A 15,636-nucleotide genomic window follows, 5' to 3' on the forward strand; every position below is an offset into this window, starting at 1 on the left:
CGAGAGCCGTCTGTTCGGGAGCAGGTTTCTTCAACATGTCCCAATGAATCATAACCCCCCCGATGTGACCAGGGGTTTGTCAGCAGTCTGACCCGGCTCAAAAGCCGGGTTTTCGTTCCAGAACAGACGTGGATCAGATCAGAATGCGCGCTGAAGACGAACGAGACCGTTGACCTGATCGTCGCGATTGTCTTCGTCGTAATAGTTGACGGCAATCTTTGTGGAGAGGCCCTGCGTGATCTGGTAATCGAAGGTCACACCAGCCTGCCAAGCGTCGCGGTTGGAAAAGTCGTCACCGCGGCGAATGGAACCACCGGAGATTGCCGTGCCGACGCCGACGCCATTCGCAGAAACGATAGCCGAATCTGCCACGCTGCCGAAGTACTGGCCGCCAGGCGTGATCGTCAGCTTCTCAGTTGCCTTGATCGCATATTCGGCTGCAACAGCCCATTCGGACTGGTTGTAGTAAGCGTTGCCGCCGGATGCCCAGACGCCCGCCAGACCCAGTGTGCCAGGACCGATTTCGGCAGTGCCGATGAGGCGAACAGCGCCCTCTTCCTGGTCGACGTCATAGCCGCCGATCAGCTGAAAGGTTGCGCCGCCCAGCTTTGTGCCGAGACCCGCAGAAATACCGACGTTGTTGTCCGCTTCCTGCGTCAAGGCATTGCCTTCAACGCGAGCGATACCGGCATTCGTGCCTTCGAGCTCGTCAGCCGAAACGCCAGCCCAGAAGGACCCTGCGTCATATGTGTAACGGACGGAGTTGAAGAGTGCGTTCTGCGACAGAACGTCAGCTTCGCCAGAGAGACCATCGTCCCACCAGTTGTAGAACTTACCGACCTTGAGGCCGCCGAGTTCGATGAACGCCTGATCAACAAAGACGCTAGAACCTGTGTTTCCTGTGCCAGCAACCGCACCGGCAGTCCCTGCATCAGCATTGCCACGAAAACCGATGAAGCCGCGCAGTGCGCCAAGTTCGGTGTCTGTGCGTGTGTCGACTTCGAACTGGGCGCGCGTGAACGAATCCCAATCAGACGTACCCGAACGGTCACGGCCGAAATCGCGCTGGAAACGGATGTAACCACCGAACTTCAGGCAGGTTTCAGTGCCGGGAATGTAGAAGAAGCCTGTGCCGAAAGCGTCGCAAACGCGAACGTATTCAAGCGGCTCTGGCTCTGCTGCAATAATGGCGTCGGCAGCCTGTGCGCCTGACACTGCTGCAAGTGCTGCGGCGGAACCAATCAGAAGGCTCTTGATGTTCATTGTTTTTCCCGTCTCAAATTCAATGTGGCAGCGTTCTTCCTGAATGCTGCGCCTGGGTCCAACTAGAACGAAGCGGGGGATTCGCGCAAACGCTGAAATGTTAATTTAGCCGATATGCATATCCTAGATATCAGCATGTTGCCCGTTGGTCACAGGCTCCCTCACCCAACGATCTTGCGACGCATCAGAGAAAAGGCATTTCGATTGTTCTTCGCCACATCCGAAAACGAAAAAACCCGGCTCGAAAGCCGGGTTTCCCATCACTAACAGACGTTAGATCAGATTAGAAGTTGCGCTGAAGGCGAACGAAGCCAGTAACCTGGTCGTCACGGTCGTCTTCGTCGCTGTAGTTAACTGCAACCTTGGAGGTCAGGCCGTCTGTGATTTTGTAATCAACAGTTACGCCAGCTGTCCATGCGTCGCGGTTGGAGAAGTCGTCGCCACGGCGAGCTGTACCGGTCTGCGTGAATACGCCGAGCGGGCTAACTGTGCCGAGAGCAATCGTGTCAGACACGCTGCCGTAGTACTGACCGCCTGGAGTGATTGTCAGCTTGTCGGTTGCCTTGATTGCGTATTCAGCTGCAACGGCCCACTCAGATTCAGAGTAGTAAGCGTTGCCGCCGGATGCGTAAACACCAGCCAGGCCGAGTGTGCCAGGACCGATGTCAGCAGTCGCGATCAGACGAACAGCACCTTCTTCCTGGTCGACGTCATAGCCGCCGATAAGAGCGAGCGTTGCGCCGCCGAGCTTCGCGCCGACGCCAGCAGAGATACCAACGTTGTTGTCAGCTTCTGTGGAGAATACGCCGAACGTGTTGCCGTTAACAGTCGTTGTGCCGATCTGGCGAGCGAGCTGCGAGTTCAGGCCTTCCAGTTCGTCAACCGAAACGCCAGCCCAGAAAGAGCCTGCGTCGTATGTGTAACGAATGGAGTTGAAGAGTGCGTTTGTGGACAGTTCGTCAGATTCGCCAGAGAGACCATCGTCCCACCAGTTGTAGAACTTACCAACCTTCAGGCCGCCGAGTTCGATGAACGCCTGGTCAACGAATACGGAAGAAGAAGTGGATGCGCCGTTGTCAGCGTTACCACGGAAACCGATGAAGCCGCGCAGTGCGCCGAGTTCGGTGTCTGTGCGTGTGTCAACTTCGAACTGGGCGCGTGTGAAGGAGTCCCAATCAGACGTGCCGGATTCGTCGCGACCGAAGTCAGTCTGGAAACGAACGTAACCCGTGAACTTCAGGCAAGTTTCGGTACCAGGAATGTAGAAGAAGCCTGTGCCGAAAGCGTCGCAAACGCGAACGTATTCAAGTGGCTCTGGCTCTGCTGCGACGATAGCGTCGGCAGCCTGTGCGCCAGATACTGCTGCGAGAGCGGCAGCGGAGCCGATCAAAAGGCTCTTAATGTTCATGTTGACCTCCAGTCAAGTTTCAAAAGGGTCTGGGTTCTTAAGCTGAAGGACAGCATTCCCTGCCCCATTCCCGTGTTCTCGAAAACGGACGATCCACCGCCTCGCTTCCGTTGCTGAAAATACGGAAGGTTGGCGCGCTTGCAATCGGCAAACGCTGATATGACGCTTTTCCCCACCCGCTTCATTTTAAGATGTTGCTGAAAAAACACATTACGGTCTGTGCAGATGGGTAAAAGTTTACAGAGTGTTAAAAAACGCCTTTCGAATCCGCCACTTACAGTCGCCCCATGATGACGGCCAGCGGCGGCTTCACTGCGGCGCGGAGACTGTATAGAGATGCTGCGCCTCGCTTATACAGTCTCCACTCAACAACGCACCGCACCAGCGAGACCCGATCCGTGACCACCGACGCATCGTGCGACAAGAGAATCAGCGGACAGGATTGGCTCTGCACGACTCGCGGGAATCGACGACTTCCGACCCGTGCGCCATCTCGCCGTCAGAAACACCGGGCGGAAAGCGGTCTTTTTCGCCTCATTATAGAATAAGGCCTTGCATTCGATTTTTTTACACAATAATCAAGCGGCACCGGAGAGGTGGCCGAGTGGTCGAAGGCGCTCCCCTGCTAAGGGAGTATACGTCAAAAGCGTATCGTGGGTTCGAATCCCATCCTCTCCGCCATACCCGCCCAATTTCAAAAATCATCGATATTTCATCTGCGCGGAACATTCGTGCGGATACTGCGTTACCACCTCGACCAACAGCAAGAGGTGATCTCAAATGGCTCAGACCAAATTGAACGTTGTGGAAGACACAGTCGAGAATCAGATTGCAGAGCTGCGCTCGCAGATTTCTTCGCTTTCCAAATCCGTATCGGCCCGCGCAGGCGTGCTTTCCGAAGAGGCCTCGGAGTTTGCCGATGAAGCGCGCGGTCGCGTACAGCGCGTTGCACAGTCGGCTGCACAGACCGTGAAGGCACAGAGCCAGAACGTCGTTGAGGCCGTTAAGGAAAATCCAGGTACGGCAACATCGCTCCTGACAGTCGTCGGCGCGCTCGGCTTCGCTCTCGGCTATTTCGTCGCCACGGCGGCGCAGGAGCAGAAGAGCAGCAGCATCTATCGCTGGCGCTAAGCTTTCAGCCCATCAGATTTGAGGCAAGGAGTGTCCCGCTCCTTGCCTTTTTTGTTTACGGAGACCGAAACATGAGCTTTCCCGAAGATCTGGAGCTGGCACTCACAGAATTTTCCCGCGACAATGGTTTGCAACGCGACGCCGCTATCGAGCGCATCTTGAGAGACCGCCTGCTTCACGAGGGTCTGATGACTTCGAAGCAGAAAGGCATTCCGCCCGAAAAGCTGAACGCCAGCAACGACGACTGACCAGCGATTTAATAGCTGGAAGGCTCGTGGGACGCGCCGCCCTTGTAACGGTTCGCCAGCGATTTCAACGCGCTCGAAAACTCCGTCACATCCGCGCCCACGGCCACGAAAGACGCGCCCAGTTCGATATAGCGCTGATTGAATGCTTCGTTGAATGTCAGGATGCCCGCCGCTTTGCCCGCACCGACGATTTTCCTGATCGCTGATTCGATGGTGTCCTGCACCTCAGGCTCGTCTATTCGTCCGAGATAACCCATGTCGGCGGCAAGATCGGCAGGACCGATGAAGATGCCATCGACACCCTCGACATCGAGAATGTTGTCGAGATCGGCAATGGCTGCGCGGGTTTCCACCTGCACCAGAAGGCACAATCCCTCCGCAGCGGTTTCAGCGTAGTTTTCAATTGTATTGAAACCGGATGCGCGAGCGACGACAGCGCCCATTCCACGGATGCCGCGTGGCGGATAATGCATCGCTGAAACAAGCGCTTTCGCCTGGGCTGCCGAATCGACCATCGGCACCAAAAGTGTTCTTGCACCGGCATCCAGCAATTGCTTGATCATCCAGCTTTCACCGGTGGGAATGCGCACCACGGGCTCCGCCGAAGATGTCGCAAGAGCGCGCAGCTGGTCGATGATGCTGCGCAGATCATTGGGGCCATGTTCGCCGTCGATCACCAGCCAGTCGAAACCGGCAGTCCCGGCAATTTCGGCCGTGATCGCCTCCCCCATATCGAGCCACAGACCGATCTGCTGTCGTCCCTGATGGATGGCTGTCTTGAAACGATTTTCCGGCACAGGCATGGGGCAGTCCCTAAGCGAGCAGCAATTTCAGGTCGGCGGTGTGGTCGGTCAGAACATCGCGGCTGGGCTCTTTGCCGATATCGAGCAATTTCTTGCCACTGACATAGGCCTTTGCGTCGTTGATCGCATCGACGGCGACGAACCGTCCCCGCTTGAAATACCAGACCGAATGGCTGCCCTCGCGCTGACCGGGCCGCACCAGCGTCTCGTCATAACCCTGGTTGAAACCGGCGATTTGCAGCTTCACATCATACTGATCCGACCAGAACCACGGTTTTGGCTGATAGGGCTGTTCCTCACCCGCCAGCACAGTCGCTGCGGCCTCGGCCTGATCGACGGCATTCTGGACCGATTCGAGCCGCACATCGGCACCATTCAAAGGCAGCAACGCGCAGTCTCCCATGGCGTGAATATCCGGGTCGGAGGTGCGGGTGAATTGATCGACCAGAACGCCGTTACCGACATGGAGGCCGGATTCGCGCGCCAGCCGGTCGTTGGGGGTAACACCGATGCCCGCAATCACGAAGTCCACATCCAGCACCGAGCCATCCGAAAGCTCGGCAGCGCTGACGTGCCCGTCGGTGCCGATCAACCGGGTCAGGCCGGTTTTTTCGCAGATAGAGACGCCATGGGACACGTGAATATCGCGGATGATCGCCGCTGTTTCCGGTGCGGCGACGCGCTGGAGAATACGGTCAGCCATTTCGATCAGCGTGACCTCAAGACCGAGTTTTCGGGCAACGGCAGCAGCCTCCAGCCCGATATAGCCGCCACCGATGACCAGCAACCGGCGACCGGGCTGCATGTCACTCATCAGCCTGTCGGCATCCCGCTTGTCGCGCACCGTCAACACGCCGTCCAGATCTCCCCCGACACCGGCGGGCAAGAGCCGCGGGGCAGCGCCTGTCGCCAGCGCCAGCTTGTCGTACTCAAGCGTGCTGCCATCCTGCATCCGCACGGTTTTGGCTTGACGGTCTATCTCTTCCACCCATGTGGACAGACGCAGCTCGACATTGTTTTCGGCAAACCACTCGAGCGGGCGGAATTGCAAACGGTCGAAACTCATTTCGCCCATCAGGTATTTCTTCGATAGCGGTGGTCTCTGGTACGGGGGGACATCTTCGGAGCCGATGATGACAATCGGTCGCTCATCCCTAAGCGCCCGCAATTTCGCAGCAAGCGCAAATCCGGCCTGCCCCGCACCGACGATGACGAGTGTGCCTGCCATATGCTGCTCCATCAGTCCCAAGAATAGGCTTCAAGGCCTAAAGCCTGGAGCGCAGCACGTCAACCGGATTGCCGGATGGTCGTCGGCCCTTCCCCGCCAGCCCAGCCCGGCGCAACCTTCTGCCGCTAAACACGTTTCTGGATCTGAGTTTATTGTCGCAACCCGGGATACTGTGGCAAAACAGGCCAAGAACGAGAAAAAACGATCTGTTCTGTTCAGTGTTTGGCAAGGAAGCAGGCGTAAGATTGTGTTCAACCCAAAAGACAATCGGGGAGGTTGTCATGGCGCTTAACGTGAATATCAATGCAAACGATGCCGTCCCTCAGGACGAGATGTACGAGAAATACGCCGTCGATCGTCCCGGCAAGATCACGTTCATCGGTCACCATCTCAGCAGCCGAAACACGATGCGCTGCCTCATCCGCAAGATTTCGCTGTACGGCGCAGACATCGAGGTAAGCCCGCATCTGGAGCTGCCGACAAATTTCTATCTCGAAGTTCTCGGCATCAGGGACGAAATCGGCTGCACGCTCATCCGGCGCGAGGAGGAGCAGGTAACGGTTGCCTTCAACATGTTGATCGACGCCGAATTCCTCCACCATGTCCGTCGCTTGAGTTTCGAAACGGCGCTCTGAGGCCGATCGGGCTTCAGAAAAACCTTTTCACAACCAAAGCATTTCCCATGGCCCGCCTTGCGCGGGCCAATTTTGATTCTATGGTGAAGCCGTTTCTTGCAACGGATAACGGAACTTCCTGAAATGTCCGCATTTTCACGCTTCACCCCGCTCGCTGCTTCACTTCCATCCGCCGTGCCTTTCGTTGGCCCGGAGGCGATAGAGCGCAACCGCAAGCTTGCCGTCAAAGCGCGCATCGGGGCCAATGAAAGCGGCTTCGGCCCGGCACCGTCGGTCGTTGAAGCCATGCGCACGGCGGCAACAGAAACATGGATGTATTCAGACCCGGAAAATTTCGAGCTGCGGGAAGCGCTCGCCATTTATCACGGCATTTCCCGCGGAAACATCGCCATCGGCAATGGCGTGGACGGCCTTTTGGGCGAAATCGTCCGACTCGTGGTCGAACCGGGAACGCCGGTCGTCACGTCCTTTGGCGGTTACCCGACCTTCAATTATCATGTGAACGGTTATGGTGGACGGCTGGTGGCGACGCCCTATCTGGACGACCACGAAAACCTCGATGGCTTGCTCGATCTCGTCAAAAAGGAAAACGCGCCGCTCGTCTACTTCGCCAACCCCGATAACCCGATGGGAAGCTGGTGGGATGCGAGCGAAGTGCTCACATTCGCCAAGGCGCTGCCGGAAACCTGTCTGCTGGTGCTGGACGAAGCCTATTGCGAAACAGCCCCGGAAAGCGCCGTGCCCAGCGTTCGCGCCATGATCGGCATGCCCAATGTGCTGCGCATGCGCACCTTCTCCAAGGCCTATGGCCTGGCCGGCGCACGTGTCGGCTATGCCATCGGAACGCTCGGCAATGCGCAGGCCTTCGATAAGATCCGCAACCACTTCGGCATGCCCCGCATATCGGTCGCGGCGGCACTGGCGGCACTGAAAGATCAGGCGTACCTGCGCGATGTCGTCAAACGCATCGCCAACGCGCGCGAGCGCGTCTCGACCATCGCCCGCCAGAACGGCCTCTCTCCACTCGCCTCCGCCACCAACTTCGTCGCCATCGATTGCCACAAGGATGCAGCTTATGCCAAAGCCGTCGTCGATGGTCTGATGGAACACGGCGTCTTCATCCGCATGCCCGGCGTCGAACCCCTCAGCCGCTGCATCCGTGTGAGCGCTGCGCCGGATGACAAGCTGGACCTGTTTGCGCAGGCATTGCCGAAGGTACTGGAGGGGTTGGGTTGATCCCTCAGTCCTCTGACAGCGATGCCTTCGGATAGGGAAGCGTCAGCTCCAAAATATCTGAGCCTTGTCCCTCGCGCCAAGCCTTGAGATGATAATCACCCAAATAAAAAACCGTGCCGGCCTTGTTTCTGCCGGTCACGGTTTGATGTTTCAGCGTGGATCAAGCTGAGGCCCTTGCGGGTTATATCGTCTTTTTCTGGCCGGCCAGGACTGGAGGAAACCAGCCGGGGAGAATGGCGGTCTTTTGACCGCTCTGTCTTTTTGTTGGCGCCGGTTGGTCCGGTGCTCGATTGTTAGTGCGTGGTCATCCAATCGCGGGCGGCGCGCAGCGCCGTTGCGAGGTCAGCCTTGTTCATGTTGCGGGCCAGATCGGCGCGCAGCGAGGCTGCCCGTTCCGAACCCTTGATGGCGGCGATGTTGAGCCACTTGTGGGCAGCGATGAGGTCCGGTGCGCAGCCACGGCCTGTTGCGTAGATCAGGCCGAGGTTGCAGAAGACGTCCGCGCGGCTTTGGCCACCGGCAACTGCCATTTCAATATCGCGAACTTCAAAGCGTGCCATTTTTCTATCCTGTTTGCCCGTTTTTCTCTCTGTCGTCGCCCCTCTGTGGGAGCTCTGGGGACTGAGGCCTTACCGTCTTCTGCGGCTTGTTCTGGCTCTTTCCCTTGGCAGGTTTGCCCTGCTCTTTCGATGTCCCCACTATGCCAAACGGGCTTCAACAGGCGCTTAAAATCCATGATTAACGGGGGACAAACAAAGTCCAAACGATTGGTAAAGTTGGGTTTTTGTTAAATATCACGAGGCCCGGAAATTAAGGGCTTTGCGGACAATTTTACGAAAAGTTTACGGATGGAATTCAACCCTTTCGTAACCACGTCGAAACTTGCGATTTTTCGACACGGTTTTTTTCGAGCCGGAAGTCGGCGAAAAAGCCACGAATTTCCCATTGGGCCTTGTTTCCTTTTACGTTCACGTCAACTATAAATCTCGCTATCGCATCAGGAGTTGCGAGCACGGACCTCGGATCGTTTTCGGGGTTCAGTCGAAGCTGGATTGGGAGGTCCCTATGAAGAGAATGACGATACTTGCCGCCGCCGCCTTTTTGATGGGCAGCGGTGCCTTTGCCGGAGAGGCCATCGAGGGCAACTGGAAAACAGCCAGTGGCGAGACAGCGGCGATTACCCAGTGCGGCTCGGCCTATTGCGTGACGTTGAAGACCGGCAAACATGCCGGAAAGCAGATCGGCAAGATGAGTGGAAAAGGCAACAGCTATTCCGGCGAGATCACCGACCCCGAAAACGACAAGACCTATGCGGGCACCGGCACCGTGTCTGGCAGTTCGCTTGCCATGAAGGGCTGCGTGCTGAAGGTGCTGTGCAAATCCCAGACCTGGACGCGTCTGTAATAGGTGGACAGTGTGGACGGGGGAAGGCTTCGTCCACATTGCTCGATAGCACGCGACATTTCAACTCGGACGGTATGTCTATCTAAAATGATGATCGTTTTTGAAATCCTTATCAAAGTAGCCGCGCACGCTGCGCTCTCACTGCTGATCCTGCACCAGATGGCCACGCAGGTCAGAGAGTATTATTTTTACAAAAAGAACGGCTGGGATTTTTCCATCGACAGCAACTTGGACAGGCTGAAGCTCGATGAGAAAATTACGGCTTACAATCTGAACCTGACCAACTGGGAGCGATTCTGGCTATTTCGCCCATTCTATATCGTTATCATGATTGCATTTTTCGGCTTCATGCTCTGGGCAGCATTCCAACGCATCTCAGTATGACCAATCCGTATACAATATAAGGTATTCATCAACGTCCTTTTTCCGTCATACCGCTGTAATGAACGCTCTTTAGTTGCCCTTTCTGGAACTGTTCGAAACAACGATTGGCTGGAGAGCAATATGACAAAGATCGACACGAGCAAACTGAGCTGGGACGAGTGGGATGAACTGCAGAACCCGCCTCCAGCTGTGACCGATTTCGACCGCGTGGTGGAATCGGCGATTTCGCGTCGCGGTTTTCTCGGCGGCGTTCTGGCGTTCGGCTCTGCGGCTGTCGCTCTGGGTACGCTCGGCAATCTGGCCTCCTCCACATCTGCGCAGGCACAGGAAGCCGCATCACGCTTTCCGTTCAAGCCCGTGGCTGCCACGACCGACAACACCATCCATGTGCCAGAAGGCTATAGCTGGAAGCCGGTTGCCAAATGGGGCCAGCCGCTATTTCCCAACGTGCCGGATATCGATCCGGTCAAGGGTGTCAGCCTTGAGAACTCGGACAAGGTTTTCGGCGAGAACACCGACGGCATGGAGCTCTTCGTGGTTGGCAGCCATCAGCTGATTGCCGTCAACCATGAATATGTGAACAACGAGACCAATCTGCCCCACCGCGAAAAGGGCATGCCCGCCAATCTGGATGAGGTCAAAATCCTCCAGCACATGCAGGGCGTCACCGTCATGGAAGTGGCGGAAAGAAACGATGGCTGGGAAATTGTCGTCGACAGCCCGTTCAACCGCCGCATTCATCACAACACGCCGATGACGCTGTCCGGCCCTGCCGCCGGTTCTGATCTCGTCAAGACGAAGACCGATCCAAACGGCATCGACTGTCTCGGCACCTTCAACAATTGCGGCGCGGGCCGCACGCCCTGGGGTACCTATCTCACCTGCGAAGAAAACTTCAACGGCTATTTCGGCTCCACGGACGCCGCCTTCAAGATGCCGGATGATTACAAGCGCTACGGCATCGCCGCCGAAACCCGTTACGGCTACGAGCTGTTCGATGAGCGTTTCGATGTGTCAAAGCACCCCAACGAGCCGCGCCGTGCCGGTTACGTCGTGGAGATCGATCCGTCGAACGCATCCTCGACACCCATCAAGCGCACCGCCCTTGGCCGCATCAAGCATGAAAATGCCGCCGTTGTCATCGCGCGCGACGGCCGTGTTGTGGTCTATATGGGCGACGATGAGCGTGGAGAGTTTCTCTACAAGTATATCTCCAACGGCATCTATGTGCCCGGCGGCGATACATCGAAGCTTCTGGACGAAGGCACGCTTCACGTCGCCAAGTTCAACGATGACGGCAATGGCGAGTGGGTGGCGCTGACACCGGAATCCACCGGCATGAAGATGGACGAAATCTGCGTCTTCACGCGTCAGGCCGCTTCCAAGGTGGGTGCCACCACCATGGACCGCCCGGAATGGGTGGCGATCAACCCCGTTGCCATCGAAGCCTATTGCGCGTTGACCAACAACACCAATCGCGGTGTGACGAAAGACGGCAAGCTGCGCGCCAATGGCGGTGGCGATGCCATGGTTCTCAACGCCGCAAACCCGCGCGAAAAGAACGAATACGGCCAGATCGTGCGCTGGTATCCTGAGAATGACGACCATGCCGATGGCAAGTTCAAATGGGACCTGTTCTGCATGGCCGGCAACCCCAATGTTCACAAGGATGCCTATGCGGGCTCCTCCAACATCAATTCCGGCAACATGTTCAACTCGCCCGATGGCATGATGTTCGATTCGACCGGTCTGCTCTGGATCCAGACGGATGGTGAAGACAGCAATGACGGCCAGTATGCCGGACAGGGCAACAACCAGATGCTGGCGGGCGACCCCGTCACCGGTCGTATCGAGCGGTTCCTGACCGCGCCGAAAGGGTCGGAAGTCACCGGCCAGACGTGGTCTGCCGACAAGCGCACCCACTTCGTCGGCATCCAGCACCCTGACGCGCCCTTCCCGGATGGCGAAGGCAAGCTGCCGCGCTCTGCTCTCATCGCCGTCAAGCGCGATGACAACGCCATGATCGGCTGATCAGCAAGCCGTTCATGCAAAAGGCGCCGTTCACGCGGCGCCTTTTTTGATTCTGCCTCAGGTCCTGCGAGGCTATTTCAGCGCCACTGCGTCCCATCGGCAGCCTGGCAACCGTAAGGCGGCAGCATGTTGCCGAATGTCTGGTGCAGCTTGTCGCAACCCCATTTGTTGATCGGGCCCGGCATGCGGCTGTTCAGCTCGATGCCAACCTCGTTGTACGGGCTCTCGGTGTTGGTGACGTAGCTGTACCAACGGTAACCGAAGATCACGACGGCGAAGACGATCACCATTGCCAGCACTCTTATAATTTTCACGGTATGTCCTTACGTGTCATGTGAATATCGACCCAGGCCACCGGGCTTTCGCAATATCTGCGCTGAAAGCGTTCTTGCATGGGTCGGAACGGGTCCTAACCGGGAAATCCCATTTCAGCAAGCAGCCCGATCTTTACACTGAACGCGCCAACGCGCGATTGAAAAGACTGGGGGCATCTGTCAGTTTCGCGCTGGGGTAATATAATGGAGGAAATATTGATATGCGTCTGCTTTTGCCTTGTGTCCTTTTGGCCAGCTGCATCATGACCGCGCCCGCTTTCGCGGCAGAACCGCCCGCTTCGCCACCGGCTGACCGCCCGCTGAATGAATTCGTCACCGCAGTCGAGAAGAATGGGTCGATCACTTTCCGGCTCTTTGCGCCATCGGCCAAGGCAGTCTCCGTCGCTCTCGGCACCAATGCGCCGCTGGAGATGCAGCGGGCTGAAAACGGTGTCTGGAGCGTGAAAACCGATGTGCTGAAACCCAACCTCTATGAATACTACTTCAACATAGACGGGTTCCGCAGCATCGATACCGGCACCAATTATCCCAAGCCACAGCGGCAGGTGAACACCAGCCTCATTCTCGTGCCCGGCAGCATTCTCGATGTGCGCGACGTGCCGCATGGCGAGCTTCGTTTGGTCACCATTCCGTCCAAGGCATTGAAATCCCAGCGCGCGACCTATGTCTACACGCCGCCGGGCTATAGCGACTCGTCCAAGCCTCTCCCAGTTATGTATCTCTATCATGGCTTCGGCGATACCGTCGCCTCATGGGTCACGCAGGGTCGCGCACCTGAAATCCTCGATAATCTCCTGGCTGAAAAGAAAATCGAGCCGATGATCGTGGTCATTCCCGACACGGAAGCCGACATTCCCGAAGCCATTGCTGAAAACTTCCCCGGTGCCGATCGCCGCAAGAATTTCTACCCGATCAACGCCGATGCCATCGACCGCGAACTGATGCAAGACCTCATCCCCTATATGAAAAAGCACTACAGGGTGCGTGACGACGCCAACAGCCGCGCCATCGTCGGCCTGTCGCAGGGCGGCTACCAGGCCCTCGTCTCCGGCTTCACCCATCTGGGCACCTTCGGCTGGATCGCCAATTTCAGCGGCGTCTCCACCACGACCGTGCCGAACAAGCCGGTCGAGGCTGCGTTCAACGAGCCGCAAAAAGTCAACAAGGCACTGCGCAACTTTACCGTCACCGTCGGCACCAAGGATGCCGTGACGGGCAAGGACATCGCCGGTCTCAAAACGATCCTCGATGAAAAGAAGATCAAGTACGACTACGTGGAATACAAGGACCTGGGCCACGAGATGGACGTCTGGCGCCCTTCATTCGAGGCCTTTTTGCAAAAGGTGTTCAAGAAGTAGAGCCAGAACCACATTTGCCGCCCTGTTGGAAACGATAGGGCGGCGCTGCTCACTTGCGAGCTTGCCGTCCCCTCATGTTTGACCATTGAGGGTGATCGGCAGCCGCTCAGACAGGCGTCACGCCCCCTCGTATTTCACCGTCACACCACGCTGGCGGAAGTAGGCCTGCATGAGTTTTCTGCCGGAGCGGTTGTTCTGCACCAGCTTGGCAGGGTCGAACAGCGCTTCCTTCAAGCCTTCTTTTGCCAAGGCTGCCTTGAGATTGGCGATATGTGCGTCAATGTCTGCATTGTCTGCCTGGAGCGATTCATAAATTCGGCTTGTCGCATCTGCTACGGTTAGTTCGCTCACTGTTTTACTCCTGTCATTGTCTGGCTGGCGCTTACCACATTTTTTGCCGTGTCCCAATTTTTATCAGGTTTGTCGTGCCAGAAGGTGATGATGAATGATGGCGACGCGGCGGCTTTCGAAAAGGGGACCCCGTTCCATTGTTTCCCTGCGTTCATGACGAAGCGTTGTATCCTATCCCAATGTCATTAGGATCACCATTGAGCCATCGGCGCTCACAAGACCAAGGACCGGCAACGGAGCAGGCGACAATGAGCTTTTCAGACAGCTATCTTGGGAAACTACGTCAGAAAATAGGGTCAGGCATCCTCCTTGTTCCCGGCGCTCGCGTTATCGTCAAGCGCGAGGACGGCTGCCTGCTCATGCAGCACAGGACGGACTTCGATGTCTGGGGAATTCCCGGTGGAAACGCCGAGGAAGGCGAAGATCTTCAATCCGTCGCTATCAGAGAAACACGGGAAGAGACGGGCATTCGCATCCGGAACCTCCTGCCTTTCGGGTTTGGTAGCAATCCTGAGTTCGAAACGGTCACCTTTCCCAACGGCGATATCTGCCAGTTCTTTGCCATGATGTTTTACACGACGCATTATGATGGCACGCCTGTCGTTGCTGATGACGAGTCCAAAGCGGTGGACTGGATCAACCCGGACGTTCTGCCTCCTATGCTTCCCAATATGCGTCGTAGCGTCGAGGCGTTTCAAAGGTTTGAGAAGACCGGCATTTTCCAGATGATTTAAAGCGCTTGCGGATCGCAAGGCTCCTATGTTCGGATGGGTGTACGCCCATTCGACATGATCTCTAGAACGCCTGAGGTTACAGAAAATCGCTCACAGTTTGGTTTTTCGGACCCTGCCATTATGGAGTCGATAATTGTAAGCAGCGTCTCTTGCACCGTCGTGGTCATCGGTCACCATGAAGCTTTGAGCATCGATCGCCTTTTGTAGGGTGCCACTCACGAAGCAGAAAACGGCTTTGCCGTCGCTGCCCCACACGTCGTTCAGCTTTACGAAGCTCGCGCCATCGATACCTGCAACCACCAGCGTCCCGTTGGATCGGTATAGGCCGTTAATGTCCATCGCCCAGCAATTGGTTGCGGTTTCGCACAAAAACCGAAAGCTACCGGCGTCCATCTTTTTCTGATGTTCGCCACGCAGATAGACGCGAGCGGAGTCAGTTGCCCACACACCCCGCTCTCCAAAGGTCCGGAAAGTTTTGGCATCGGCATCATCCAGCGCAACAAGAATATCATCCGGATACCCGAACGGCCAACTCGTACGAGCGTATGAGGCTGCGTAAACACGTTTGTGGTCTTTTGCGATTGGGGTTACCCACTGAAGAACCTCAAAGGTTGCAGGGGCGGCGTGTTCGACACGATACCCGTTGAAATAAACCGCCGCTTTATCTTTTCCGAAACGCTCTTTGAGAGGGGTGAAGGAAGGACGATCCACATCGGCGATTGATCGCCAGCGACAGAACACTTTTTTCGCGTCGCGACCATGAAAAGCGTCAAGCGGTTCGAACGTGTTGGGGTCCGCGCCACGCACGAGATTGAAGACCGCACGGGGTTCTGGCATGCGCGTGAATGTTTCTTTGAAGAAAACAGCGTTTTCGGTGCGATACCAAGCATCCGCGATCTGCTCGGCGCCATCTTCTTTGAATGAATATGAAGGATGCCACCAGCCGATCGTGTCGGAATATTCTCTCGCAAACCAGTCACGCAGCAGCATATGGTGATCGTCGCAAAGCGAATACTGCACGGTCTCATGACACTTTGAACCGTTGCTCAGCGTCAGTGAACTGCCCAGATGATAAAGATCATGCTTG

Annotated in this window: 17 protein-coding genes and 1 tRNA gene; 10 read left to right on the forward strand and 8 right to left on the reverse strand. The window is 56.6% G+C overall.

Features of this window, described 5'->3' with window-relative positions; translation table 11 throughout:
* Positions 1-138: 138 nt before the first annotated feature.
* Positions 139-1,263 (reverse strand): porin, encoded by a 1,125-nt coding sequence (locus GGQ73_RS14900; RefSeq protein ID WP_183896992.1) that lies wholly within the window; start codon positions 1,261-1,263, stop codon positions 139-141.
* A 283-nt stretch (positions 1,264-1,546) separates the two neighbouring features.
* Positions 1,547-2,671, reverse strand: a complete 1,125-nt coding sequence (locus GGQ73_RS14905; RefSeq protein ID WP_183896993.1) for a porin — start codon at positions 2,669-2,671, stop codon at positions 1,547-1,549.
* A gap of 590 nt (positions 2,672-3,261) precedes the next feature.
* Between GGQ73_RS14905 and GGQ73_RS14910 the strand changes: the two genes are divergently transcribed.
* The 3 genes from GGQ73_RS14910 to GGQ73_RS14920 all read left to right on the forward strand — a co-directional run bounded on the left by GGQ73_RS14910 (position 3,262) and on the right by GGQ73_RS14920 (position 4,050).
* Positions 3,262-3,352, forward strand: a tRNA-Ser gene (locus GGQ73_RS14910).
* Positions 3,353-3,451: 99 nt separating this feature from the next.
* Positions 3,452-3,802: a hypothetical protein gene (locus tag GGQ73_RS14915; protein WP_183896994.1), complete on the forward strand. Its 351-nt coding sequence runs from the start codon at positions 3,452-3,454 to the stop codon at positions 3,800-3,802.
* 71 nt (positions 3,803-3,873) lie between these two features.
* Positions 3,874-4,050 carry a hypothetical protein gene (locus tag GGQ73_RS14920; protein ID WP_183896995.1) on the forward strand — a complete coding sequence of 59 codons (177 nt, stop codon included), beginning with the start codon at positions 3,874-3,876 and terminating at the stop codon, positions 4,048-4,050.
* An 8-nt stretch (positions 4,051-4,058) separates the two neighbouring features.
* On the opposite strand, the gene GGQ73_RS14925 is transcribed toward GGQ73_RS14920, so the two are convergent.
* A complete protein-coding gene (locus tag GGQ73_RS14925; RefSeq protein ID WP_183896996.1) occupies positions 4,059-4,853 on the reverse strand; it encodes an aldolase/citrate lyase family protein in 795 nt (264 codons plus the stop codon).
* A gap of 10 nt (positions 4,854-4,863) precedes the next feature.
* On the reverse strand, positions 4,864-6,081 hold the full coding sequence (locus tag GGQ73_RS14930) for an NAD(P)/FAD-dependent oxidoreductase (protein WP_183896997.1): 1,218 nt from the start codon (positions 6,079-6,081) through the stop codon (positions 4,864-4,866).
* Positions 6,082-6,362: 281 nt separating this feature from the next.
* On the opposite strand from GGQ73_RS14930, the gene GGQ73_RS14935 reads away from it, so the two are divergent.
* Positions 6,363-6,716, forward strand: a complete 354-nt coding sequence (locus GGQ73_RS14935) for a hypothetical protein (RefSeq protein ID WP_174152518.1) — start codon at positions 6,363-6,365, stop codon at positions 6,714-6,716.
* Between the two features lie 123 nt (positions 6,717-6,839).
* The gene (locus GGQ73_RS14940) at positions 6,840-7,952 is read left to right on the forward strand and encodes a pyridoxal phosphate-dependent aminotransferase (RefSeq protein WP_183896998.1); all 1,113 of its coding nucleotides are present in this window, start codon (positions 6,840-6,842) and stop codon (positions 7,950-7,952) included.
* Positions 7,953-8,245: 293 nt separating this feature from the next.
* On the opposite strand, the gene GGQ73_RS14945 is transcribed toward GGQ73_RS14940, so the two are convergent.
* Positions 8,246-8,512 carry an SEL1-like repeat protein gene (locus tag GGQ73_RS14945; RefSeq protein ID WP_174152515.1) on the reverse strand — a complete coding sequence of 89 codons (267 nt, stop codon included), beginning with the start codon at positions 8,510-8,512 and terminating at the stop codon, positions 8,246-8,248.
* Between the two features lie 505 nt (positions 8,513-9,017).
* On the opposite strand from GGQ73_RS14945, the gene GGQ73_RS14950 reads away from it, so the two are divergent.
* From GGQ73_RS14950 to GGQ73_RS14960, 3 genes are all read left to right on the forward strand, one after another.
* Positions 9,018-9,356, forward strand: coding sequence for a DUF2147 domain-containing protein (locus GGQ73_RS14950; RefSeq protein ID WP_183896999.1), 339 nt, complete (start codon positions 9,018-9,020; stop codon positions 9,354-9,356).
* A gap of 87 nt (positions 9,357-9,443) precedes the next feature.
* The gene (locus GGQ73_RS14955; RefSeq protein WP_234910981.1) at positions 9,444-9,740 is read left to right on the forward strand and encodes a hypothetical protein; all 297 of its coding nucleotides are present in this window, start codon (positions 9,444-9,446) and stop codon (positions 9,738-9,740) included.
* Between the two features lie 120 nt (positions 9,741-9,860).
* Positions 9,861-11,771 carry a PhoX family protein gene (locus tag GGQ73_RS14960; protein ID WP_183897000.1) on the forward strand — a complete coding sequence of 637 codons (1,911 nt, stop codon included), beginning with the start codon at positions 9,861-9,863 and terminating at the stop codon, positions 11,769-11,771.
* A 77-nt stretch (positions 11,772-11,848) separates the two neighbouring features.
* On the opposite strand, the gene GGQ73_RS14965 is transcribed toward GGQ73_RS14960, so the two are convergent.
* A complete protein-coding gene (locus tag GGQ73_RS14965; RefSeq protein WP_183897164.1) occupies positions 11,849-12,061 on the reverse strand; it encodes a hypothetical protein in 213 nt (70 codons plus the stop codon).
* A 287-nt stretch (positions 12,062-12,348) separates the two neighbouring features.
* On the opposite strand from GGQ73_RS14965, the gene GGQ73_RS14970 reads away from it, so the two are divergent.
* Positions 12,349-13,464, forward strand: a complete 1,116-nt coding sequence (locus tag GGQ73_RS14970; RefSeq protein WP_234910982.1) for an esterase — start codon at positions 12,349-12,351, stop codon at positions 13,462-13,464.
* A gap of 117 nt (positions 13,465-13,581) precedes the next feature.
* On the opposite strand, the gene GGQ73_RS14975 is transcribed toward GGQ73_RS14970, so the two are convergent.
* Positions 13,582-13,815, reverse strand: a complete 234-nt coding sequence (locus GGQ73_RS14975) for a hypothetical protein (RefSeq protein WP_174152511.1) — start codon at positions 13,813-13,815, stop codon at positions 13,582-13,584.
* 248 nt (positions 13,816-14,063) lie between these two features.
* On the opposite strand from GGQ73_RS14975, the gene GGQ73_RS14980 reads away from it, so the two are divergent.
* Positions 14,064-14,549 (forward strand): NUDIX domain-containing protein, encoded by a 486-nt coding sequence (locus GGQ73_RS14980; RefSeq protein WP_183897002.1) that lies wholly within the window; start codon positions 14,064-14,066, stop codon positions 14,547-14,549.
* Positions 14,550-14,639: 90 nt separating this feature from the next.
* Here the strand turns inward: GGQ73_RS14980 and GGQ73_RS22980 are convergent, their stop codons facing one another.
* Positions 14,640-15,539 (reverse strand): DKNYY domain-containing protein, encoded by a 900-nt coding sequence (locus GGQ73_RS22980; RefSeq protein WP_234910983.1) that lies wholly within the window; start codon positions 15,537-15,539, stop codon positions 14,640-14,642.
* Between the last annotated feature and the right edge of the window lie 97 nt (positions 15,540-15,636).

The sequence above is a fragment of the Rhizobium skierniewicense genome (assembly GCF_014196515.1).
In the GTDB taxonomy this organism is placed as follows: domain Bacteria; phylum Pseudomonadota; class Alphaproteobacteria; order Rhizobiales; family Rhizobiaceae; genus Agrobacterium; species Agrobacterium skierniewicense.